The sequence below is a fragment of the Nocardioides sp. genome (assembly GCF_004803405.1).
Classification (GTDB): domain Bacteria; phylum Actinomycetota; class Actinomycetes; order Propionibacteriales; family Nocardioidaceae; genus Nocardioides; species Nocardioides vastitatis.
The window spans coordinates 59,042-81,439 of sequence record NZ_SSXI01000144.1 but is presented as its reverse complement, the minus strand read 5'-3'; the positions used below and the strand labels follow the sequence as shown (position 1 = coordinate 81,439).

Below are 22,398 nucleotides of genomic sequence, written 5' to 3'. Positions count from 1 at the left end.
CTCCGCCTGTGACCGACCAGACGACGGCGCTGGCTTGGGGGTCACCGGCCGCACGCGGGACAATGAGCCGGACGGACGACGAGGTCCGGCACGGCCGCCGCGGAACGCGGCCCACCGCACCTTTCGCACAGGTCACCGAGGCGCCAGGAGGAAGCCATGGCAGCAGTCGACGGAATGCCGGATCGGGCGTTGGTACGCCGCTCGGACAAGCATCAGGTCGTGGTCATCGGCTCCGGATTCGGCGGACTGTTCGGCACCAAGGCGCTGAGGAGGTCCGACGTCGACGTGACCATGATCGCGAAGACGACGCACCACCTCTTCCAGCCGCTGCTCTACCAGGTGGCGACCGGCATCCTCTCCGAAGGAGAGATCGCGCCGCCGACGCGGGAGGTCCTGGCCAACCAGAAGAACGCGCAGGTCCTGCTCGGCGAGGTCACCGACATCGATCTGGAGAAGAGGCTCGTCACCTCCCACGTCCTGGGTCGCGAGCTGGTGACGCCGTACGACTCCCTGATCGTGGCCGCGGGCGCCGGCCAGTCGTACTTCGGCAACGACCACTTCGCGGAGTTCGCGCCGGGGATGAAGAGCATCGACGACGCGCTCGAGCTCCGCGGCCGAATCTTCGGCGCTTTCGAGATGGCCGAGCTCGGGGCGTCCCGCGGCGAGAACGTCGACCACCTGCTGACCTTCGTCGTGGTCGGCGCCGGCCCGACCGGTGTCGAGATGGCCGGCCAGATCGCCGAGCTCGCCCACCGCACGCTGACCCGTGACTTCCGTGCGATCAGCACCCGCCACGCGCGGGTGATCCTCGTCGACGCCGCACCCCAGGTGCTGCCGCCCTTCGGCGCCAAGCTCGGCAAGTGGACCCAGGAGAAGCTCGAGAAGATCGGTGTCGAGGTCATGCTCGGCGCACTGGTGTCCCATGTCGACGAGCGCGGACTGGTGGTGAAGTACAAGGACGGCACCCAGCAGCGCGTCGACGCGGTCACCAAGGTGTGGGCGGCCGGCGTCCAGGCCAACCCCCTCGGCAAGCTGCTCTCGGAGCAGACCGGCGCCCCGCTCGACCGCGCCGGCCGGATCTCCGTCAACCCCGACCTCACGCTCCCCGGTCACCCCGAGGTGTTCGTGGTCGGCGACATGATCTCGCTCGACAACCTGCCCGGTGTCGCGCAGGTCGCGATCCAGGGCGCGAAGTATGCGGCCAAGGAGATCGACGGCCGGCTCAAGGGCCATGCGCCGCAGAAGCCGTTCAAGTACTTCGACAAGGGGTCGATGGCGATCATCAGCCGCTTCCGCGCGGTCGCGATGGTCGGCAAGCTCCGGCTCACCGGCGTCATCGCCTGGCTGATGTGGCTGGTCGTGCACCTCTTCTACATCACCGGCTTCAAGAATCGCGTCACGGCCGTTTTGCACTGGTTCGTCTCCTTCATCGGCACCGGACGCTCGGAGCGCACGTCGACCGAGCAGCAGATCTTCGCCCGCGTGGCCCTGCAGCGGCTGGAGCGCGGTGCGACCGACCTGGTCTCCGAGCCGGGCGAGTACGACGAGGCGGCCCAGGCGCGTCGTCGCGCGGAGCTGGAGGCGCAGGCCGCCGAGGAGGCGCGGCTCAGCGACGAGAACGCCCGCGGCGTGAAGGTGTAGGAGACCTTCGCGGGTCGAGGAGGTCGCGCAGCGCCCCCGTCGCCGGTCGAGGAGGTCGCGCAGCGACCGTCACGAGTCCGCCGTCGCGCACGACCTACTCGAAGATCCTCAGTCCCGGCACCGGCGGGACGTCCTCGCCGGCCGCGGCGGCCGCCATCCGCTCGCGCACCCAGCGCGGCAGGATGAACACGCCCTCGGCCTCGGCGGTGACGCCGTCGGGTCCGATGATGTGGCCCTTCGCCCAGGTCTTCACCTCGTCGTGGCGCTCGATCCACGCCTCGCACCGCAGGTCTCCGAGCGGCGTGCCCGTGCGGTAGACGATCGTCAGGGTCCCGGTCATCCCCGGCCGCCCGCCGGCACCGACCGCCTGCCCGAGCATCTGGTCGAGCAGGAGGGACACGACGCCGCCATGGACCAGCCCCGGGGGCCCCTCGTAGGCGGCGCCACAGTGGAAGTCGCTCTCCGCGCGCCCCGTCGCCTCGGTCCGTACGACGAGGGGTGGCGCGATCGGATTGCGGACCCCGATCACGGGATTGCCCCACGGGCGGCGCCTGCCGTTCGGTCGATGGGTCATCCCCAGCGTCTCCGACAGCTGCTCCTTGCGCAGTCGGGACACGATCTGCTCGATCTCGGCCTGAGCGGCGCGGATCTCGTCCTCGTCGACCGCGGTGAGGACGCTGGCGTCGACCAGGTCGCGGACCGCCTGGGTGAAGGGACGCCAGAGCCCGACCTCACGAGCGATCTCCTCCTCCGGGGTCTGGTCCGGCGGGGAGGTCGGGAACGGGTCCATGGCAGCAGACTAGAACACGTTCTCTTTCAGTGGCCGAGGTCCACTGATCCCGGTGGCGGCGGAGCGCCCCGGCTTGATGAGATGAGTCCATGACATCCCTCGTGGCCCCCGACGTCCGCCGCTGGAGGCGGTGGGTCGCGATGCTCGAGGACTTCGGCGGCCCGAAGGAGATGCACGGGTCCGGTCACTGGAATCTCAGCCACGACCCGATCCCCACCGAGGCGGGGTGCGCAGAGTTCGTGGCGATGACGGAGCTGACGTCAGCGGCCGACCTCGACGGCACCCGGGTCCGGTCGTCGTACTTCTGGGTCGCGGCGGGCGATGGCAGCGACGGCGACGATCTCGTGGGCTTCCTCAACCTGCGCCACACCCTCAACGCGTTCCTGCTGGAGGAGGGTGGCCACATCGGCTTCTCGGTGAAGCCCTCCGCGCGCCGGCTCGGGCACGCCTCGGCCGCACTGGCGCTCGGCGTGCGCGAGGCGGCCGGACTCGGGATCGCCCGGGTGCTGGTCACCTGCGACGTCGACAACGAGCCGTCGCGGCTGACCATCGAGCGCAACGGCGGGGTTCGCGAGGACGAGCGGAACGGCAAGCTTCGCTACTGGATCACGACCTGATCAGGAGGCCTGGCCGACGCCGTGCTCCTGGGAGTCGTCCTGCGCGGCCGGCTCGCGTGCAGCGGTTCGAGTGCCCGGCCTGAGGTCGGGGCGGACGCGGTACAACGCGGCGGTGAACGAGTGCGGATCCACCATCGCTCGGGTGATCGTGGTCAGTGGCAGGCCGGGGCGCTCGATGAGCACCCGCCACCGGCGCTGGCCGGGTTCGCCGATGATCGCGATCGGCGTGTGGTGGCTGGACAGGTCGACGACCTCGACCTGGCCACCGTGGTGGACCGAGAGCTGGCCGTGATGGATCGACAACCCGACCGTCGTGGAACCGGCGCGCGCCGCCCACGCCATGAGCGAGAGCAGGCCGAGGATGCCGGCGGCGCCGACGGTCGCGGCCGACGGCTGCTGCCAGGCCAGGTACGCCGACGCCGCGGCCCCCGCGATGGAAGCAGCCAGGATGACGGTCAGCGTGCGGGGGACGACGGTGCGCACCGGGAACTCGACGTTGGTGCTGGCGCGAGCCGCCGTGACGTTCTCGATCGGCTCGGACCAGCGGCCGACTTCGAGGGCCACCGGCTCGGCGACCCGCGCGGGCGGGATCGCCGACGGGATCTCTGCGGTGGCGGGCGGGTCGTCGGCGCGCTGTGGAGGGGCCGGCTGGGCATCAGGTGGGTCCTCGCCGAGTGCGTCGAGGACCGAGAGACCCGCGGCGACGCCGTCCGGGACATCGGTCGGGCGCCGCGCATGGCGAGGCGCGCCGTGAGGCGCTTCGGGTGCCACATCGTGCGGCGGCGTGTCGTCGAGCGCCGCGGCGGTCGAGCGAGCCGCGGGCGCCTCAGGTGCCTCAGGTGCTTCAGGTGCCTCAGGTGCCTCAGGTGACCGGTCGGCCGCCTCGGTGCCGGCGCCAGGCGCTCCGAGCGCGTCGTGGGGCGGGCCGGCGACCCTGGCGTCATCGGCGTAGCTGGCGCGCTTGCTCAACCAGGCGCGAATCGTCTCCGTGTCGGGCCCGAACTGGTCGTCGCTTCCCATGACGGAGCCCTCCCCTCTCCCTCGTCCCCAAATCAGGGTAGCTCCGGTTCGGCCGCAGCGTCCTTGCATCGGAAGGACAGGCAGGGGGGTGACGTGGGTGGGGGCTGAGCCGGATCGAGGGATGCAGCACCGGGTAGATTGAGACCGATTCCCAATACTTGGAGGGCAGTTGTCCGGCACCGAGGAGCGACCGACCGCGCTGCGCCCGACGCGCCAGCGGCTGGCGATCACCGACGCCCTGCGCGAGGCGACCGACTTCCAGAGCGCCCAGGACATTCACGACGCCCTGCGCCAGGGCGGTGAGAAGGTCGGCCTCGCGACGGTCTACCGGACGCTTCAGGCCATGGCTGAGGCGGGCGAGGTCGATGTCCGCCACAATCCCGCCGGCGAGGCGACGTACCGCCGGTGCAGCCCCTCGCACCACCACCACCTGGTCTGCCGCTCCTGTGGTCGCACGGTGGAGATCACGGGGTCGGCCGTCGAGCGGTGGGCGCACGCCGTGGCGGAGGAGCACGGCTTCACCGACGTGAGCCACACCGTGGAGCTGGTCGGTCTCTGTGCGGAGTGTGCGGCCCGCCACGACGGTCCGCGTCGGTAGGCCCCGTGGGACTCGAACCCACAACCTAAGGATTAAAAGTCCTCAGCTCTGCCAATTGAGCTAGGGGCCCTCGGCTCGCTCAGGATAGTGGTCCGCTCTCCCGGTCGTACGGCGTCACCCCCACCCCCCGCGCTGGACGGGCCTGCGCGAGTCCCGGTTGCGGTCGAGGACGCCATCCGGTTTCCCGCTGCGTCACGCCTCCGTAGCGGAACCTTCACGCCCGACTTCGAGAACCTTGCAGCAGGGGAGTTCCCTTGGCGGCGCTGGTTGGTAGGGTCGATTTCGCAGCGGATGCAGTTCTCAAGGTTTGACGCCTGCGGAGTCTGTGGCCGACGGCGTATCTGGTTTGTGGTGTCCCATCACGGGTCGGAGCGACGTGTCATCGCATCCGCTGCGGGTCGCCGAGGTGGCGGCTCTCGCCCCGACACAAGGAGTAACGAGCAACATGGCTCAGGGCACCGTCAAGTGGTTCAGCGCGGAGAAGGGCTTCGGCTTCATCGAGCAGGAGGGCGGCGGCGACGACGTCTTCGTTCACTACTCGGCGATCCAGTCCTCTGGCTACAAGTCCCTCGAGGACAACCAGAAGGTCGAGTTCGACGTCACCCAGGGTCCGAAGGGCCCGCAGGCAGAGAACGTCCGTCCCCTCTGACCGGAGGAGACTGCGCGTCCTGACGTGGGGCCCCGCCGGTTCGGCGGGGCCCCACGAGCTTTTTGCTCCTCACCGAATATTTGTTTGAAGTTCGGGGTTTGCACCTTGCGAAGCGGGGGAGAATAAAGGCGGAAGACCGTTCTCGGCGAGTGCAGGGGGAGGTGTCATGGGCGGCGACCAGTACGACGTATCCCTCGAGGACGGCGACCTGCTCGTCGAGGTCGAGCTGACCACGAACCTCATCATCGCCGCGAGCGCCTCGGATGACCGACTCACGCCCGAGGAGATCGACCGGATCCTGGGTGTCACCCACCGGCACGACGACCCGCTCGGCTGAGCCGCCCCGCGCGGCCCGCTGGGCGGGTGCCTCTAGCAGGTCGCGAACAGCACCGGCCCGTGGCTGAGGTCGGACAGCACGAAGGCGCCGTCGACCGGCTCGAGCTCCATCGTCACTGTCCGCCCGTGGGCGACCACCTTGCCCAACGAGAACCGCTCGCCGAAGGAGCCGCCCTGCCCGGGGGCGGGACCGACGGCGAGTCGCGAGCGGCTGTCCGCGTTGTTGCGCGCCTGGTCCTCGGTGTCGAACGACATCGCGACGCGTACGTCGCCGCCGGGCCGGCCGGCGATCGCGAAGCCCGTGAGCGGGTTGACCTCACCCGCCTGCTCGACCAGCTCGGCGGCACGGGTGCGGTCGGTTGCGTCGGCCTCGGTCATCGACAGCGCCGCGCAGGCCTGCTCGCCGGTGTAGGCGGTGGCGGTCAGCGCCTCGCCGACCCCGTCGATCACCTCAGCCACCCCGTCATCCCGCTCGCCACGCTCGGCGTCCGCCCGCGCCTCCAGGTACCCGGGGTTGTCGCTGCCGAAGAGCAGGCCCTCCTCCTCGTCGATCTGCAGTGCCGCGAGCTCCGGCGTGACCGGACCGTCCAGGCCCTCGAGGAGGTCGACGCCTCCCAGCCACACGCCGTCGGCCTGGTCGGGCTCGGTGAACCCCACCTCTTTCAGTGAGGCGCGCAGGTGATCGACGTCGAAGGACTCCGGAAGGCCCATGATCACGACGGCGCCGCGCTCGCCCTGGGCGAAGAGCTCCCAGTCGATCGTGGCGGGGGAGAAGCCGAGCTCGGCGTGGATGGTCGGCGCGGACTCACTGAGCGCCGTCGTCGAGGAGAGGTCGCGGTCGAACGCCTCCAGCAGGAACTCGTCCAGCTGGTCGGTCGACGACGAGCCGGTGAGGTCCGCGTCCAGCTCGGCCCGCACGCCCGCCCAGTCGGTCCAGTTGAAGCGGGCGCTCGACTCGGGTGCCAGCGCGACCGCCTGGGCGAACCGGCTGCGGTCGTCACGAAGCTTCACGAACCCGACCACCGAGGCGGCCCCGACCAGGATCGCGACGGCGCCGAGGACGATCCATCGTCGACGCATCAGCGGTGGCTCTCCCTCATCTCGTGCGGACAGTGCAGACTAGCGCCGTGCCCGACATCCTCGCCGCCGGCGTGGTCACCTTCCGTCCCGGTCGCGAGGTCCTCCTCGTGCACCGCCCGAAGTATGACGACTGGTCATTCCCGAAGGGCAAGCTGGATCCCGGGGAGCACGCGACGGCAGCCGCGGTGCGCGAGGTGGTCGAGGAGACCGGGGTGCACGTCCGCCTCGGCCCCCCGCTCCCGCTCCAGCGCTACCCGGTGGCACGCCGGATGAAGACGGTCTACTACTGGACCGGCCGTGTGGTCGGCGACGACGACGTCTCCGGCTACCGCCCCAACGACGAGATCGACCAGGTGGAGTGGGTGCCGATCGACGAGGCGCCCGTCCGGCTGACGCATCCGTGGGACCGGGAGACCCTCGCCAGCGCGCGCAGGGTCCGGCGCAAGACTCACGCGGTCGTCGTACTCCGGCACGCGAAGGCCCGCTCCCGCAAGGCGTGGCGCGGTGACGACGCCGACCGGCCGCTGCTCAAGGACGGCCAGCTGCAAGCCGAGCGCCTGGTGCCGATCCTCGCCGCGTACGACGTCACGCGAGTGGTGTCGTCGACGAGCACCCGCTGTCTTCAGACGGTGCGGCCCTACGCGGACACGACCGGCTACCGGCTCGAGCTGAGTGACCGGCTCACCGAGGACGGCGCGACCCCGGAGACGGTCGAGCTGATGGTGGACGACCTCCTCGGCGGTGACGAGGGCGTCGTGCTCTGCAGCCACCGGCCCGTGCTGCCCATGGTGTACGACGCCGCAGGCCTCGACCTGGCGGCCAGGACGCCGCAGCTCGAGCCCGGCGAGATGCTGGTCCTGCACGTGCGCAAGGGTGGCATCGTCGCCGTGGAGCGTCACGGCGTGACCTGAGCCGCTCCGTCTGAGACGTGGGCCACCGAGCATCGCCCCACTGACCGCCACTGTTCACCGTGCGTTCAGGTCTGCCGGGGAGTTGTGTTACCGGCGCTCCTTACGTTTCCAGTGTCCAGGTACGAATCGGGGGGCCCGAAGAACGCCCCTCAGGTCTGAGAGGCAAGTTCCTTGAACGTCACTCCCTTCCGCCGCGCGCTGGTTCCCGGTGGCGCTGCACTCGCCCTTATCCTCACCGCTTGCGGTGGGGGTGCCGAGGGCGGCAGCGGCGCCAGCGGCTCGGTCACCGTGGACGGCTCCTCGACCGTCTACCCGATGAGCAGCGCCGCGGCCGAGCTCCTCGCCGATGAGAACTCCGACATCGAGGTGTCGGTGGGCTTCGCCGGCACCGGCGGCGGCTTCGAGAAGTTCTGCAGCGGCGACACCGACATCTCCAACGCCTCGCGCCCGATCAAGGACGAGGAGGCGACTGCCTGCACCGACGCCGGCATCGAGTACACCGAGCTCCTCGTCGCGACCGACGCGCTGACCGTCGTCGTCCACCCCGACCTCGCGGTCGACTGCCTCACCACCGAGCAGGTCGTGGAGCTCTTCGGCCCGAACTCGAAGGTCACCAAGTGGAGCGACCTCGACCCGAGCTTCCCCGACACGAAGGTCGCCGGCTTCATCCCCGGCACCGACTCCGGCACCTATGACTACATGGCCGCCGACGTCGTGGGCGACGAGTCCGAGACGCTTCGTGAGGACTTCGAGAGCTCCGAGGACGACAACGTGCTGGTCCAGGGCGTGTCCGGCACCGAGGGCGCGGTCGGCTTCTTCGGCTACACCTACTTCGAGGAGAACGCCGACAAGGTGAAGGCCCTCCAGATCGACGACGGCCAGGGCTGCGTCGCGCCGTCGGCCGAGACCGCGCAGGCCGGGGAGTACACCCCGCTGGCCCGCCCGCTGTTCATCTACGTGAACAACGCCAAGTACAACGACAACGAAGCGGTCAAGGCGTACACCGACTTCTACATCGAGAACCTCGCCGCCATCGCCAAGGGCGCGAAGTACATCCCGCTCAACGACGAGGACTACGCGGAGACCAAGACGGCCCTCGAGGGCCTCGCGGGCTGACGTAGCCCCTACCGGAAAATCGAGTTCATGTCTGATGCACTCACGTCAGGCCCGCCCCCCGGGGCGGGCCTGACGGCCCCCGATCTCTCCGCCCGGTCGCGACCGGGCGAGGCCGTTATCAAGGCACTGCTGCTGCTTGCGGCAGTGCTGTCGATCGGCATCACCTTCGGCATCGTCGCCGCGATCATCGGGCCTACGATCGAGTTCTTCCAGCAGGTGCCCGTCGGCCAGTTCTTCGCCACCAAGGACATCGGCAGCCAGGACATCCGCCCTGCGGTGGTTCCGCTGATGATGGGCACGGCCATCACGACCGCGATCGCGCTCGTGGTCGCCGTGCCGTTCGGCTTGGGTGCCGCGATGTACCTCTCGGAGTACGCCTCGAAGCGTGCTCGGAAGTGGCTCAAGCCGACGGTCGAGCTCCTCGCGGGAGTCCCGTCGGTCGTCTACGGCTTCTTCGCCGTCTACTTCGTGACCCAGATCGTGCTGCAGGGCTGGCTCGGTCTCGAGGTCAGCTTCTTCAACTCCTGGTCCGCCGGCCTGGTGCTCGGCGTGATGATCATCCCCACGGTCGCCTCGCTGGCCGAGGACGCACTGAGCGCCGTCCCGCAGGCGCTGCGCCAGGGCTCTTTCGCGATGGGTGCCAACCGGATGCAGACCACGCTGCGCGTGGTGTTTCCGGCCGCCCTGTCCGGCATCGCCGCCGCCGTCGTGCTGGGCCTGTCCCGTGCCGTCGGCGAGACGATGATCGTGACCATGGCCGGCGGCGCCGCGAAGAACATGAGCCTGGACCCCGGTGAGGGACGCCAGACCATGACCGCCTTCATCGCGCAGACCGCCCAGGGTGAGACGCCCGTCGGCACGCCGGGGTACAACATGCTCTTCGCGGTGGCCCTGCTGCTGTTCGCGATCACCTTCGTGATCAACGCGGTCAGCATCGCCATCGTCCGACGATTCAGGCAGGCCTACTGATGAGTGTTGCTGCGTCCACCGCCAGTGAAGTCACGCTGGCCACGATCGCGAGCGGCCGGACCCGCGACCGCGACATCAAGTCGCTGCTGTTCCTCGGTGCGCTCTGGTTCTCGCTGTTCTTCGGGATCATGGTGCTCCTGGCGCTGATCATCGACACCGCCATCGCGGGAGCGCCGCGTCTCGACGGCAACCTGTTCACCCGCTTCGAGTCGACGCTCTTCCCCGAGCGCACCGGCTTCAAGGCCGGCATCGTGGGCTCGCTGTGGCTGATGGCCACCACCGCGTTGCTGGCGATCCCGCTCGGCATCGCCGCCGCCCTCCACCTCGAGGAGTTCGCGGACGGCACCCGCTGGTACAACAAGCTGATCGAGGTGAACCTGCAGAACCTCGCCGCGGTGCCCTCGATCATCTACGGCATGCTCGCCGGGGCGATCATGAGCTTTCTGGGGTTCGCGTTCGGCGGCATCGTGATCGGCGGCGCGATCGCGCTGGCCCTGCTGATCCTGCCGGTCGTGATCATCACGACCCGTGAGGCGGTGCGGGCGGTCCCGCAGGACATCCGGCAGGCGTCGTTGGCCCTGGGCGCGACGCCGTGGCAGACCACCTGGCGCCAGACGCTCCCGTCGGCGGTGCCCGGCATCGCGACCGGCACGATCCTCGGGCTCTCCCGCGCCATCGGGGAGGCCGCGCCGCTGATTCTGGTGGGCATCGCGACCGTGCGGTTCCTGCCGACCGGCCTCGACAGCAAGGTCACGGCGCTGCCGATCCAGATCTTCAATCTGTCCAGCAACTCGCAGGAGGCCTTCCAGACGGCCGCCTCGGCCGCGATCATCGTGCTACTCGTCATGGTTCTCGCAATGAACGCGGTCGCCATCATCATCCGCAACAAGTTCCAGAAGTCCTGGTAGGAGCCCCGTAATGGCCAGTCACCCTGCGACGTTCAGCACGAGCACCCCCGAGGAGCCGCGCTTCGACGTGTACTCCGCCATCGAGGGTGAGCAGACGATCGGCGAAGTCCCCGCCGAAGCCGTGATGGAGGCCGACGGTCTCAACGTGTTCTACGGCGACTTCCACGCCGTGCACGACGTCAACCTGCAGTTCGGCAAGAACGAGATCACCGCGATGATCGGGCCCTCCGGCTGCGGCAAGTCGACGGTGCTGCGCTGCCTGAACCGCATGAACGACCTCGTCGCCGGCGCCCGGGTCGAGGGCTCGGTGCTCTACCACGGACAGAACATCTACGAGAAGAAGGTGGACCCGATCGCGGTCCGCACCCACATCGGGATGGTCTTCCAGAAGCCGAACCCGTTCCCCAAGTCGATCTACGACAACATCGCCTACGGACCGCGGGTCACCGGCATGAAGGTCGACAGCATGGACGACCTGGTCGAGGAGGCATTGCGTGGTGCCGCGCTGTGGGACGAGGTCAAGGACAAGCTCAAGCAGTCGGCGTACGGGCTCTCGGGCGGCCAGCAGCAGCGGCTGTGCATCGCACGGACGATCGCCACGAAGCCCGACGTCATCTTGATGGACGAGCCCTGCTCGGCGCTCGACCCGATCGCGACCTCGAAGATCGAGGACCTGATGATGCAGCTGCGTGACGAGTACACGATCATCGTCGTCACCCACAACATGCAGCAGGCCGCTCGGGTCTCCGACCGAACCGCCTTCTTCACCGCGAAGCCGGACGAGACCACCGGCAACCGGACCGGCCTCCTCGTCGAGTTCGACCGCACCAAGCAGCTGTTCTCCAACCCGTTCGACAAGCGCACCGAGGACTACATCTCGGGTCGGTTCGGCTGAGCGATGCGATGAGCACGCAGTCACCGCGTGCGTCCTTCTCGGGATCCGTCACACGACAGCAGACCGTCCGTGCCTACCTCCACCGCTGGGCGGAGACAGCGGGTGCCCAGCTCCTCGTCGTCGACCCCATGGGCGACGACGGGGCGCTGTCCGAGGCGATGGCGGGCCGAGGGGTGCACGTCACCTGGGTCACCTCGACGATCGACGGCCTCGTCGAGTTCGGTCGCACCGATCCGCACGCCGTCCTGCTGGCCCCCGACGCTCCAGGGATCGCCCCCGCGGAGTTCGTCGGCGCGATCCGGCGGCACGGCTCGCCGTACGTCATCGCGGGAGCGGTCGACCCCTCCGGCGCGGAGTCCCGCGAGGTCGGCGCGCTGATCCTGGCCGGCGCGTCTGCCGTGGTCCTGCGACCCTATGCGGCGCCGCACCTGTGGGAGCTGCTCTCGCACGCGCCCCGCTCGCTCGCGGAGCACGCCCGGCTCGAGGTCGGCCCGATCGTGCTCGACGCCACCGCCTACAGCGTCCGGGTGCACGGCGAGCGGATCGCGGACCTGCCGCTGAAGGAGTTCGAGCTGCTGCGCGCGTTGATGCTGCGGGCGCCGGGAGTGGTGAGCGACGACGAGCTGCGGGATGCGCTGTGGGGGACTGCGAGCAGCCGCCCCGGCGGCAACACCATCGCCATGCACGTCACCCGGTTGCGCAGCCGCCTCCACGGCGCCGCCGTCGTACGACGGATCCGCGGGCGTGGCTACTCGCTGACCCCGGACCCGGACTGACCCCAGGGGGAGCCTGCGGCCCGGATGCTCAGAGGCGCGTGATGCCGTGCAGGATGAAGTAGCTGAGCGCAGCGACCGAGGCCGCCATCGGGAACGTCAGCACCCAGGCCGCGAGGATGGTGCGTGCCACTCCCCAGCGCACCGCGGAGAGGCGCTTCGTGGCACCCACGCCCATCACCGCCGAGGTGATCGTGTGCGTGGTGGAGATCGGCGCCTCGTAGACAAAGGCCGTCGTGTAGAGCACGGACGCCGCGACGGACTCGGCGGCGAAGCCCTGCGGCGGGTCGAGGGCGATGATCCGACGGCCGAGGGTGCGCATGATCCGCCAGCCGCCGGCCCAGGTGCCGAGCGAGATCGCGGCCGCGGCCGCGAAGATCACCCAGAGGGGAAGGTCGTCGTCAGCTCCGACGTAGCCGCCGGTGAGCAGGGCGAGGAAGATCACGCCCATCGTCTTCTGGGCGTCCTGGAGGCCGTGCCCGAGCGCCATCGCGGCAGCCGAAACCGTCTGCATGATCCGGAACCCGCGGTTGGCCTTGTGCGGGCCGGCGCCCTTGAAGATCCACAGGATGGCCAGCATGACGCTCCCGCCGAGCGCGAACGCGACCAGCGGGGAGATGAACATCGGGATCACGACCTTCTGCAGCACCGTGTCCCAGGAGACCGCGACCGTTGCCGCAAGAGCAGCACCCACGAGGCCGCCGATCAGGGCGTGCGAGGAGGACGAGGGCAGCCCGAAGTACCAGGTGATCAGGTTCCACACGATCGCGCCGATCAGGCCGGCCATCACGATGATCAGCCCATGGTTCGACTCTGGTGGGGAGATCGTGTCGCTGACCGTGTGGGCGACCTTCTGCCCGAGGAAGGCGCCCACGAAGTTCATGATCGCGGCCAGCGCGAGGGCGACCTTGGGGGTCAGCGCGCGGGTCGAGACCGAGGTGGCGATCGCGTTCGCCGCGTCGTGGAACCCGTTGGTGTAGTCGAACACCAGGGCAACGACGACGACCGCGATGACGATCGCGAGGGTTACGGACACCCGCTCAGCTTTCCTTGACGGCGATCTGTTCCACGATGTTCGCGACCTTCTCGAAGGCGTCGATGGCGCCCTCGAGGGATTCGACGATGTCCTTCAGCTTGAGGACCTCGATGGTCGAGAACTCACCGGAGAACAGCTTCGCGAGCGTGCGCCGGTGGTTGCGGTCGCCGGTGTTCTCGAGTCGGTTGATCTCGATCCAGTAGTCCTCGAGAGACTTCATCGACCGCAGCCGCGGCATCGCGTTGGCCGTCAGCTCCGCGCAGCGCTGGAGGACGTCGACCTGCTCGGAGAGCTCCGGCGGGAGGGCCTCGACCTCGTAGAGCAGGATCAGGTCGACGGCCTCGTCCATCATGTCCATGACGTCGTCGAGACCGGACCCGAGGTTGTAGATGTCCTCGCGGTCGATCGGCGTGACGAAGGTGCTGTTGACCTTCTTGACGATCTCGTGGGTGGTCTCGTCCGCAGCGTGCTCGGCCGCGCGCATGCGCTCGGCGACCGTCACCTTGTCGGAGGAGTCGGAGAGCATCTCGGCGAGAAGCTCGGCGCCGGCGACGAGATGCTGCGCCGACTGGGTGAAGAGGTCGTAGAAGGAGGTATCGACCGGACGCAGACGCAGACCCACATGGACTCCCGTTGAGGCGGAGGCGAACGGACTCATGCTAGGGGGTCACGCTCTGGTGAACGCAACCCGCGGCCCAGCGGCACGGTGTGTCGACCAGCACGTGGCCCGGCGCGGGCCACGTTGTCGCAGGTCAGGGCGCCTGCCGGCGCCTGCGCTGCCGCTCGATCAAAGTCTCCTGCAGGTGCTCGGATCCGGCGTTCCGGGTCCACTCGCCGCTCGGTCCGAGCTCCCAGGCCTGTGTCGTGGGCGCGAACGCGAGGTCCAGGAGCTCACGAACCTCCTCCTGGCTGTGCCTCGGCAGTCGGACCAGCACTTCGACCCGGCGGTCCAGGTTGCGGTGCATCATGTCGGCCGAGCCGATCCACGCCTCCGGGTCGCCTCCGCCCGCGAAGGCGAAGATCCGGCTGTGCTCGAGGAACCGCCCGAGGATCGAGCGCACCGTGATGTTGTCGCTCAGCCCCGGCACGCCGGGGCGCAGGGCGCAGATGCCGCGGATCAGCAGCTCGACCTTCACTCCCTCGGTCGAGGCGAGATAGAGCGCGTCGATGATCGGCTCGTCCACCACGGAGTTCGCCTTGACGCGGATGCCCGCGGGGCGCCCCGCCTTGTGGTGGGCGATCTCGGCGTGGATCCGGTCGATCAGGCCGCTGCGGACCGAGTCCGGCGCGACCAGCAGCTCGTCGTACGTCGCCTTGCGGGACCACCCGGACAGGTTGTTGAAGAGGTGCGCGACGTCCTCGCCGATGGTCTCGTCGGTCGTCAGCAGCCCCAGGTCCTCATACATCCGGGACGTCTTGGGGTTGTAGTTGCCCGTGCCGATGTGGGTGTAGCGCCGAATGCCCTCCGGCTCGTCGCGCACCACCATCGCCAGCTTGCAGTGGGTCTTGAGTCCCACCAGGCCGTAGACGACGTGACACCCGGCCTGCTCGAGCTTGCGCGCCCAGCGGATGTTGGCCTGCTCGTCGAAGCGAGCCTTGATCTCGACGAGGACCAGCACCTGCTTGCCGGCCTCGGCCGCGTCGATGAGGGCGTCGATGATCGGCGAGTCGCCCGAGGTGCGGTAGAGCGTCTGCTTGATCGCCAGCACGTGCGGGTCCGCGGCCGCCTGCTCGATGAACCGCTGGACCGAGGTCGCGAAGGAGTCGTACGGGTGATGGACGAGCACGTCGTGCCTGCGCAGTGCCTTGAACACGTCGACCGGTGCCGCGGACTCCACCTCGGCCAGGCGGCGGTGCGTCGTCGGGACGAAGGAGGGGTACTTGAGATCCTCGCGAGGCAGGTCGGCGATGCTGTGCAGGCCGCGGAGGTCGAGCGGCCCGGGCAGGCGGAACACCTCGTGCTCGCTGATGTCGAGCTCGGAGACCAGCAGCTCCAGCACCGACGCCGAGATCGACTCCTCGACCTCGAGCCGGACCGGTGGGCCGAACTTACGACGCAGCAGCTCCTTCTCGAGTGCGGCGAGGAGGTTCTCGGCGTCGTCCTCCTCGACCTCGAGGTCCTCGTTGCGGGTCACCCGGAAGGTGTGCACCTCCAGCACGTCCATGCCGGGGAAGAGCCTGCCGAGGTGCGCGCCGATCACATCCTCCAGCGGGACGAACCGGGCGTTGCCGAGCGCGACGAAGCGGTCGAAGTTCGAAGGCACCTTGACGCGCGCGAAGTGGTCCTTGCCGGTCTTCGGGTTGCGAATGAGGACGGCCAGGTTGAGCGAGAGGCCCGAGATGTAGGGGAAGGGGTGGGCCGGGTCGACCGCCAGCGGCGTCAGCACCGGGAAGATCCGCTCCTTGAACAGCCGCTTGCAGAACTTCTGCTCGTCCTTGTCGAGATCTGCCCAGCGAACCAGCTCGATGTCGTGCTCGCGCAGGGCCGGCACCACCTGCTCGCGGAACGTGCGCGCGTGGCGCTGGCTGAGCTCGCCGGCACGGTTCCAGATCAGCTCCAGGGCATCGCGCGGCATCAGCCCCGAGACGGCCCGGACGGCGAGGCCGGTCGCGATCCGGCGCTTCAGCCCGGCGACGCGGACCATGAAGAACTCGTCGAGGTTGCTGGTGAAGATCGCCAGGAACCGGGCACGCTCCAGCAGGGGCAGCTCCTCGTCCTCCGCCAGCTCGAGGACCCGCTCGTTGAACCGAAGCCACGACAGCTCGCGGTCCAGGAAACGGTCCGGCTGGTCGGCGATGGCGGCCATCATCTCCGGGTCCGGGACGTACGGCGTGCTCAGCATCGTCCCCTCGCTCGGCGCCGGTGCGGCTGCCGGTGCGGGGACGGCTGCGAGGCCGCCGCGGTGGTCGGCCCGCTCGACGTCGTGCTGCGGCTCGGAGGACATGGGATTCAGTGTCGCACCGCCGGGTGAACGGCAGGTGACCGTCGCGGCCGGGCGGGCGCCGTACCGACTAGGTTGTGCGCGTGAGTCCGCGCGCCGCCGTCGAAGCAGTCGCCCTCAAGGCCCTGATGGGGCTCCCTGAGAAGGTCCAGCGCCCGCTCGCGGGCCGCCCCGTCGTCCGCGACGGACAGACCCTCGCCACCGACCTCCAGCTGCTGCTGCGACTGCAGTCCCTCGCGCGGCGGCGCGACGAGCAGGTGCCGATCGAGAAGATGCGCGACGACCTGCGCCACGAGTCCGGGATCGTCGGCGGGCGGCAGCCGATCGGAGCGGTCCGCGACCTCGAGGTCGCGGGCCGACCGGCGCGGCACTACCTGCCCACCGCGCCGGTCGTGCCGCGGCGCTCGCTCGGGCCGCTGCTGGTCTTCTTCCACGGTGGTGGATTCATGGAGGGAGACCTGGACTCGCACGACGCGCCGTGCCGGGTGCTCGCCGAGCGCTCCGGGGTACCGGTGCTGGCCGTCGACTACCGGCTGGCACCCGAGCACACGATCCCAGCGGCGCACGAGGATGCGTACGACGCCTTCCGCTGGATCCACAAGAACGCCGAGGACCTGCGCGCCGACCCGGCCCGGGTCGCGGTCGGCGGCGACTCCGCCGGCGCCAACCTGGCGGCCTGGGTCGCGATCGCGGCCGCGCGGGACGGGGTCCCGGTCGCATGGCAGATGCTGGTCTACCCCTGCGCCGACGCGCTGCGCGACAACGACAGCGCCCGGATCTTCTCGGAGGGCTTCTACCTGACCAAGGAGTTCATGGACCGGGCCAACTCCTCCTACACCTCGGACCCGTCGCAGCTCCTGGACGAGCGACTCTCGCCGGTGCGTGCGGAGCTGCCCGAGGGACTCGCCCCTGCCTTCGTCGCGACCGCCGGATTCGACCCGTTGCGTGACGAGGGCGAGGCGTACGCCCGCAGGCTGGCGGATGCGGGTGTGTCGGTCGAGCTCGAGCGGTTCGCCGACCAGATCCACGGCTTCCTCAACATCGTGGGCGTCGGCCGGACCAGCCGAGCGGCCGTCCTCGAGATCGCCGGACGGCTGCGGGCGGCGCTGGTCTGATCAGAGCTGCGGCCGGTACTCCCGCAGCTGCCAGACGAAGTCGTGCGGGTCGACCATCGTGCGGTCGATCACGACCGGCTCCATGTGGCGTCGCGGGAACCGGACGGACCAGCCCGGGTCGTCGGGCTGTCCGACCATCTGCACCTGGGTGTGCTCCTTGCGGAGGTCGAAGCGGTGGCTGGCCTCACCCTGCACGACGTACACGACCCCGCGGACGACGCTGACCTCCACCGGGACGACCCGGCTGCGGGCCGCGCCCCAGACCAGACCGATGGTGAGCAGCACCATCACCACCCCGAAGGGCGTGCCGAGCTTGCCGTTGACGAGTGCCAGGAAGGCGACCATCGCGGCGACCACCGCTGTGGCGGCCAGGAACAGAGACAGGACGCGCGGGTCGCTGCCGTCCCCGGTGAGGCGGTCGGAGGAGGCCGGCTGTCCGGAGAGGAGGGAGATCCCGGCGGTGCCCTCAGACTCGTAGGCGGCGAGCTGTGCACGCGCCTGCTCGAGCTCGGTGGTCAGACGCTGGATCTGCTCCTCCGCGTCAGCGCAGCGGCGCGCCAGGACGTCTCGCTCCGAGCGGAGGGAGTCCGCGGGGTCGGTGCCTAGAGGTCCGGTCGCCACTGGCGAAGGGCCTTCATGAAGATGTGCGGGTCGACCATGCGGGAGTCGATGGTGACCGGAGACATGCTGCGTCGGAGGATCGAGACCCGCCAGTTCCGCTGGCCCGGCGCACCTGTCTGCTCGATCCTCGTGTTCGGGCTGGTGAGGTCGAACCGGCTGTTCATGTCACCGACGGTGACCTTCAAGATGCCCGACTCGTCGAGGTGCACGCTACGCGCGGAGTTGCCGGCCTTGAGGGCGAAACCCAGCAGGATCGTGGCGACGACCGTCATCGTGACGCTGAGCGGGACGTCGTCCCACAGGGTGCCGAGATACGCCATCCGACCGACGACGAAGGCGCAGGCCAGGGCGGCGATCGTCGCGATCCACGGCAGGCTGCCGTTGCCGCGCCGGGAGTGGAAGGGGATGCGCTTGACCGCCACCGCGGGCGCCGCGGCCGGCTTCGGTGGCACCACCTCCGCCGCTCGTGCCGCGACGAGCTTGACGAGCGACTCGGGCTCGATCGCGGACTCGGCATCCGGCTCGGCATCGGCATCGGCCTCGGGCTCGGCGTCCGGCTCGGCATCGGGCTCGGCGTCCGGCTCGGGTGTCGCGACCGGCTCCGGTTCCGCCTCGACCTCGGCTTCGTCCTCGGCCTCGGCGTAGGCCTCGACGTCGTACGGGGCCTCGGTTGGGTCGTCGGTGGGCCCATCGGCGGGCCCATCGATGGGCTCGTCGACGCCTTCGAGATGTGTCGCGGGCTCGACGCTGGTGGCGGTGGCGCGCCACTGATCGAGCAGGCTGGGCGCCTCCACCAGGACCGGCTCCGCATCCTCGAGCGACTCCTCGAGAGCGTCGTCGAGCGGGTCCTCGACTGTCTCGAAGTCGGCGTCCTCGATGTCGTCGATGTCGTCGGTGTCGTCGGTCGTAGGAGGCGTCGTCGCCCCGGAACGCCAACGCTCGACGAGCGACGGCTGGGGATCGATGTGCACGTCGGGCGCCCCGGTCGGGACAGGCGGCGCGTCGGCACCCGCGGACTCATCGACGAGTTCGGGCGCTGCCTCCTGCGGGTCGATCTCCCAGGTCCGGTCGGGCACGTCGGTTCCCGACGTCGCCTCCACCGCGGGCTCCTCGACGGGAGACTCGTCGAGGGGAGGCGTGAGGGTGACGCCGATCGCGCCGGCCGAGCTGGCGGTAGGGCCAGGAGTGTCGACGACGGGGTCGCCGTCGGCCACCATGCGCGCCCGGATCTCGGCGACCTTCTCGAGGTACTCGGCGGCGCGCGCCTCCGCCTCGGCGCGGGCGTAGGCCTGCTCGGCCGCCGCCGCCTCCGCCTCGAGCCTGGCCCGAGCGAGCTCCAGGGCCTGCTGCTGGATCTCGACCAGCTCGGCGCGCAGCCGCTGGACGGTCCCGCTGTGCTCGGCGGCTGCCTCCTCGGCGGCGGCGCGCTCAGCGTCGGTCGGGATCTCGTCCACGTCCGGGTGCGACTGCGCCTCGAGCTCGACGTGCGTGTGCGACAGCACCTCGGCCGGGCGCTTGACGACCTCGCTCGGCCCGTCGACGTCGGGAATGGGCTCGTCGAGCAGCGGCGGGTCGGCGAAGTCGGATCCGGCCCGCGTGTGGAGCTTCGGCAGGGAACCGGAGGCCGTGGGTCGCCGGCGGAACCGGGCGAGCCCCTTGGGCTGAACCGCCGGGATCGGCTCGGCGAAGCCGCCTTCGACAGCGTCGGCGATGACCCGCTCCTCGGCTGACTCCTCGCTCCGCTGCCGCGCGGGCTGGTCGAGCTGCGGCTCGGCCTCCTCGGCGGCGACCTCGCTCTCCTCGGCGGCGAAGTCGTCCGACCGGCCTGCGGACCGCTCGATCAGGCGAGCCCACTCGGCGGCGGCGTCGGTGTTGTCGGCGCCGACGTCGGCCGGCTCCGGCGTCGGCGGCCGGTCATCCTCGGCCGGAGTCACCAGCACTCCCCAGTTGACCTCGCCGGTGTCGGCGGGCAGCGCGGGGGCGTCGCCAAGCCGCCCGCTGACGCGGGAGGAGATGCTCTCGGCATCCTCGGCCCGGGACTTCGCGACACCCGGTGCGTCGGCCGCCGCGTCCTCCGGACGACGATCACTCTCCTCGGACGTGGACCCGAGGCGTAGCAGGGCCTCGACCTCGTCGGGGTCGAGCTCCCCGGCGACCGGGGCACCCTCGTCGTCGCTGCGCCAGTGGTGACCTCTCCGTCCCCGGCCGCGTCCGCGACGCGCGTCAGCCAGCCGGCCGCCCTCAGGCCCCGGCTCGCCGTCGGTGACAGAGCTCATAGGAGGCAAATCTACTCAGGCTGTGCTGAGTTGGGGGTGATGTTCAAGATCGTCCTGCTCGTCGGTACTGCACGTGGGTGTCCGCTGCGGCGTGCGTGAAGCCGAGGCCGTCGTAGAGCCGCAGCGCTGCGGAGTTGTCGGACTCGACGTAGAGCAGCACCTGATCCACGCCTCGGGCGGCGAGATGGTGAAGGCCCGCGAGGGTGAGGACGCGCCCGAGGCCGTGGCCCTGTGCGGCGGGCGAGATGCCGATGACGTAGACCTCGCCGGTCGCATCGTCGTGCTGCTTGGTCCAGTGGAAGCCCAGCAGCTCGCCGTCGTCACCCACGGCCAGGAGGAGGCCGGCGGGGTCGAACCAGGGCTCTGCCATCCGCTCCGCGAGCCCGGCCTGGTCCATTGCGCCCTGCTCGGGATGGTGTGCGAACGCGGCCCCGTTCACCTCCAGCAGGGCGGCGGCGTCGCGATCTCCGTAGTCACGAATGAGCACGCCCGGCGGCGGATCCACCGGGGGAAGGGGGAGGGCCGACGGCCGGCGCATCACCCACAGCTCCCGCTCGCGGGCGAAGCCGAGCCGGTCGGCCAGGCGGGCGGCGGCGGGGTGGTCACCGTGCGACCACGCGCTGATCTTTCCCGGCTCCAGGCACGCCAACTCCGCGAGTCGGCCGCCGAGACCGTTCTCCCGGGCGGGTGGCGCCACGGCCAGGTCCACCTCGGCCCCCCTGCGCAGAGCGAAGCCGTCACGTGTCACCCACGCGTCGGTGCCGGCCAGGCCGTCGTGCTTCAGCCGGAGGTGGGCGGCCTCGTCGAGAGGGTCCGCGCCGTCGTGCTCGGCGCAGGCTCGGCGCACCTCGGTGACGGCGGCAAGAGCGTCGTCACCGACCAGGAGCAGGTCGTCGGGAGCCACGCCTCGACGTTATCGCGGCCCCCCGGGCCGCTCGGACGCGGACCGTCTCAGGCGCCGACGTCGTCGCGCTCGGGCACTCGGGCCGCGGCTGCCTCCGCGTCCTTGGACGGCAGTACGAACCGGTAGCCGACATTGCGCACGGTGCCGATCAGCGTCTCGTTCTCAGGGCCGAGCTTCGCGCGGAGTCGCCGGACGTGAACGTCGACGGTGCGGGTGCCACCGAAGTAGTCGTAGCCCCACACCTCCTGCAGCAGCTGCTGGCGGCTGAAGACCCGGCCCGGGTGCTGGGCGAGGAACTTCAGGAGCTCGAACTCCTTGAAGGTCAGGTCCAGCACGCGGCCGCCCACCTTCGCGGTGTAGGTGGCGTCGTCCACGACGACCTCACCGGAGCGGATGACGTGGGCCTCGGGATCGGCCGCCTCACGGGCGGCCGCCAGCCGACCGATGGCCAGCTTGATCCGGGCCTCGAGCTCGGCGGGGCCGCAGGTGTGCAGGACGACGTCGTCCATACCCCAGTCGTGGGCGACGACGGCCAGGCCACCCTCGGTCGCGACCAGGATGACGGGGATGTCGGTGCCCGTGGTCCGGATCAGACGGCACAGGTCGCGCGAGCTCGCCAGGTCGTGCCGGCCGTCGACCAGAACCAGGTCGGACTCCGGTGCCTCGAGCAGCGCGCTGCCCTCGGCGGGCAGGATCTTGACATGGTGGCCGAGGAGGGCCAGACCGGGCAGGACCTCGGCAGAGGGTTGCAAGGCGCTGGTCAGGAGCAGAAGAGTGCTCACTCGGGTCTCCTCACTGGCGCCGAGAACGGCAGCGCCGTGTCGAGACCGAAACGCAGCGCTGGGTCCCGGCCCATATCAGTTTTCCTGTAGGGGACGATAGCGAAACGCCTGCGCAACGGGGAAGAGATTGACGGTGAATGAGACGAAGACCATCCGGGTCCGCTACTGGGCCGCCGCACGCTCTGCGGCAGGAGTGGCCGAGGAGTCGGTGGACGTCCCGGGACCCTTGAGCCTGGCGGAGCTGCGGGCCGAGGTGGCGCAACGCCATCCGGATTCCCGCCTGCCCGACGTGATCGCGGTCTGCTCGGTGCTCATCGGCGATCGCCCCGTCTCGTCCGGGGACCCGGGGGCGGTCGTGGTGCGACCCGGTGACACTGTGGAGTTCCTGCCTCCCTTCGCAGGTGGCTGAGTCGCTCAGT

23 protein-coding genes and 1 tRNA gene are annotated in these 22,398 nt (G+C 70.0%); 13 read left to right on the top strand and 11 right to left on the bottom strand.

What is annotated here, in order from left to right; all coding sequences use genetic code 11:
• The first annotated feature begins 156 nt into the window (after positions 1-156).
• Complete coding sequence (locus tag E7Z54_RS10515) at positions 157-1,641, top strand: NAD(P)/FAD-dependent oxidoreductase (RefSeq protein ID WP_136433483.1); 1,485 nt, start codon at positions 157-159, stop codon at positions 1,639-1,641.
• 94 nt (positions 1,642-1,735) lie between these two features.
• Here the strand turns inward: E7Z54_RS10515 and E7Z54_RS10510 are convergent, their stop codons facing one another.
• Positions 1,736-2,431 (bottom strand): PaaI family thioesterase, encoded by a 696-nt coding sequence (locus tag E7Z54_RS10510; protein WP_136433481.1) that lies wholly within the window; start codon positions 2,429-2,431, stop codon positions 1,736-1,738.
• A gap of 89 nt (positions 2,432-2,520) precedes the next feature.
• Between E7Z54_RS10510 and E7Z54_RS10505 the strand changes: the two genes are divergently transcribed.
• Positions 2,521-3,048: a GNAT family N-acetyltransferase gene (locus tag E7Z54_RS10505; protein ID WP_206056123.1), complete on the top strand. Its 528-nt coding sequence runs from the start codon at positions 2,521-2,523 to the stop codon at positions 3,046-3,048.
• On the opposite strand, the gene E7Z54_RS10500 is transcribed toward E7Z54_RS10505, so the two are convergent.
• Positions 3,049-4,068 (bottom strand): hypothetical protein, encoded by a 1,020-nt coding sequence (locus tag E7Z54_RS10500; RefSeq protein WP_136433479.1) that lies wholly within the window; start codon positions 4,066-4,068, stop codon positions 3,049-3,051.
• 169 nt (positions 4,069-4,237) lie between these two features.
• Between E7Z54_RS10500 and E7Z54_RS10495 the strand changes: the two genes are divergently transcribed.
• Positions 4,238-4,666 carry a Fur family transcriptional regulator gene (locus E7Z54_RS10495; protein ID WP_240769615.1) on the top strand — a complete coding sequence of 143 codons (429 nt, stop codon included), beginning with the start codon at positions 4,238-4,240 and terminating at the stop codon, positions 4,664-4,666.
• On the opposite strand, the gene E7Z54_RS10490 is transcribed toward E7Z54_RS10495, so the two are convergent.
• Positions 4,664-4,736: transfer RNA gene (locus E7Z54_RS10490), tRNA-Lys, on the bottom strand. The genes E7Z54_RS10495 and E7Z54_RS10490 overlap by 3 nt on opposite strands.
• Before the next feature lie 375 nt (positions 4,737-5,111).
• On the opposite strand from E7Z54_RS10490, the gene E7Z54_RS10485 reads away from it, so the two are divergent.
• Positions 5,112-5,315, top strand: a complete 204-nt coding sequence (locus tag E7Z54_RS10485) for a cold-shock protein (RefSeq protein WP_109697153.1) — start codon at positions 5,112-5,114, stop codon at positions 5,313-5,315.
• Between the two features lie 166 nt (positions 5,316-5,481).
• Positions 5,482-5,652, top strand: coding sequence for a hypothetical protein (locus E7Z54_RS23140; RefSeq protein ID WP_168798267.1), 171 nt, complete (start codon positions 5,482-5,484; stop codon positions 5,650-5,652).
• A 32-nt stretch (positions 5,653-5,684) separates the two neighbouring features.
• Here the strand turns inward: E7Z54_RS23140 and E7Z54_RS10480 are convergent, their stop codons facing one another.
• Positions 5,685-6,731: a hypothetical protein gene (locus E7Z54_RS10480; RefSeq protein WP_136433477.1), complete on the bottom strand. Its 1,047-nt coding sequence runs from the start codon at positions 6,729-6,731 to the stop codon at positions 5,685-5,687.
• A 47-nt stretch (positions 6,732-6,778) separates the two neighbouring features.
• Here E7Z54_RS10480 and E7Z54_RS10475 point away from each other — a divergent pair, with 47 nt between their 5' ends.
• The 6 genes from E7Z54_RS10475 (at position 6,779) to E7Z54_RS10450 (ending at position 12,306) form a co-directional block, all read left to right on the top strand.
• Positions 6,779-7,642: an NUDIX hydrolase gene (locus tag E7Z54_RS10475; RefSeq protein ID WP_136433475.1), complete on the top strand. Its 864-nt coding sequence runs from the start codon at positions 6,779-6,781 to the stop codon at positions 7,640-7,642.
• A 171-nt stretch (positions 7,643-7,813) separates the two neighbouring features.
• A complete protein-coding gene (locus E7Z54_RS10470; RefSeq protein WP_136433473.1) occupies positions 7,814-8,758 on the top strand; it encodes a PstS family phosphate ABC transporter substrate-binding protein in 945 nt (314 codons plus the stop codon).
• A 27-nt stretch (positions 8,759-8,785) separates the two neighbouring features.
• Positions 8,786-9,727 (top strand): phosphate ABC transporter permease subunit PstC, encoded by a 942-nt coding sequence (gene pstC / locus E7Z54_RS10465; RefSeq protein ID WP_136433471.1) that lies wholly within the window; start codon positions 8,786-8,788, stop codon positions 9,725-9,727.
• Positions 9,727-10,635, top strand: a complete 909-nt coding sequence (gene pstA / locus E7Z54_RS10460; protein WP_136433469.1) for a phosphate ABC transporter permease PstA — start codon at positions 9,727-9,729, stop codon at positions 10,633-10,635. The genes pstC and pstA overlap by 1 nt, the downstream gene beginning before the upstream one ends.
• Positions 10,636-10,759: 124 nt before the next feature.
• Positions 10,760-11,530: a phosphate ABC transporter ATP-binding protein PstB gene (pstB, locus tag E7Z54_RS10455; RefSeq protein WP_206056128.1), complete on the top strand. Its 771-nt coding sequence runs from the start codon at positions 10,760-10,762 to the stop codon at positions 11,528-11,530.
• 8 nt (positions 11,531-11,538) lie between these two features.
• Positions 11,539-12,306, top strand: a complete 768-nt coding sequence (locus E7Z54_RS10450; RefSeq protein WP_136433467.1) for a winged helix-turn-helix transcriptional regulator — start codon at positions 11,539-11,541, stop codon at positions 12,304-12,306.
• A 28-nt stretch (positions 12,307-12,334) separates the two neighbouring features.
• On the opposite strand, the gene E7Z54_RS10445 is transcribed toward E7Z54_RS10450, so the two are convergent.
• From E7Z54_RS10445 to E7Z54_RS10435, 3 genes are all read right to left on the bottom strand, one after another.
• Positions 12,335-13,339, bottom strand: a complete 1,005-nt coding sequence (locus E7Z54_RS10445) for an inorganic phosphate transporter (protein ID WP_136433466.1) — start codon at positions 13,337-13,339, stop codon at positions 12,335-12,337.
• Positions 13,340-13,343: 4 nt separating this feature from the next.
• The gene (locus E7Z54_RS10440; RefSeq protein WP_136433465.1) at positions 13,344-13,961 is read right to left on the bottom strand and encodes a DUF47 domain-containing protein; all 618 of its coding nucleotides are present in this window, start codon (positions 13,959-13,961) and stop codon (positions 13,344-13,346) included.
• Between the two features lie 130 nt (positions 13,962-14,091).
• Positions 14,092-16,149 carry an RNA degradosome polyphosphate kinase gene (locus E7Z54_RS10435; protein ID WP_206056127.1) on the bottom strand — a complete coding sequence of 686 codons (2,058 nt, stop codon included), beginning with the start codon at positions 16,147-16,149 and terminating at the stop codon, positions 14,092-14,094.
• A gap of 215 nt (positions 16,150-16,364) precedes the next feature.
• Between E7Z54_RS10435 and E7Z54_RS10430 the strand changes: the two genes are divergently transcribed.
• Positions 16,365-17,396: an alpha/beta hydrolase gene (locus E7Z54_RS10430; protein ID WP_240769614.1), complete on the top strand. Its 1,032-nt coding sequence runs from the start codon at positions 16,365-16,367 to the stop codon at positions 17,394-17,396.
• On the opposite strand, the gene E7Z54_RS10425 is transcribed toward E7Z54_RS10430, so the two are convergent.
• From E7Z54_RS10425 to E7Z54_RS10410, 4 genes are read right to left on the bottom strand one after another with little or no spacing between them, the layout of a single operon-like run.
• The gene (locus tag E7Z54_RS10425; protein WP_136433462.1) at positions 17,397-18,017 is read right to left on the bottom strand and encodes a hypothetical protein; all 621 of its coding nucleotides are present in this window, start codon (positions 18,015-18,017) and stop codon (positions 17,397-17,399) included.
• Entirely contained in the window at positions 17,999-20,293 is a 2,295-nt protein-coding gene (locus E7Z54_RS10420) for a hypothetical protein (protein WP_136433460.1), read from the bottom strand. Before E7Z54_RS10420 ends, E7Z54_RS10425 begins: the two co-directional genes overlap by 19 nt.
• Before the next feature lie 43 nt (positions 20,294-20,336).
• Positions 20,337-21,197: a mycothiol synthase gene (gene mshD / locus E7Z54_RS10415; protein WP_240769613.1), complete on the bottom strand. Its 861-nt coding sequence runs from the start codon at positions 21,195-21,197 to the stop codon at positions 20,337-20,339.
• A gap of 47 nt (positions 21,198-21,244) precedes the next feature.
• Entirely contained in the window at positions 21,245-21,979 is a 735-nt protein-coding gene (locus tag E7Z54_RS10410; RefSeq protein WP_136433458.1) for a response regulator transcription factor, read from the bottom strand.
• Positions 21,980-22,112: 133 nt separating this feature from the next.
• On the opposite strand from E7Z54_RS10410, the gene E7Z54_RS10405 reads away from it, so the two are divergent.
• Complete coding sequence (locus E7Z54_RS10405) at positions 22,113-22,388, top strand: MoaD/ThiS family protein (RefSeq protein WP_136433456.1); 276 nt, start codon at positions 22,113-22,115, stop codon at positions 22,386-22,388.
• The last annotated feature ends 10 nt before the right edge of the window (positions 22,389-22,398 follow it).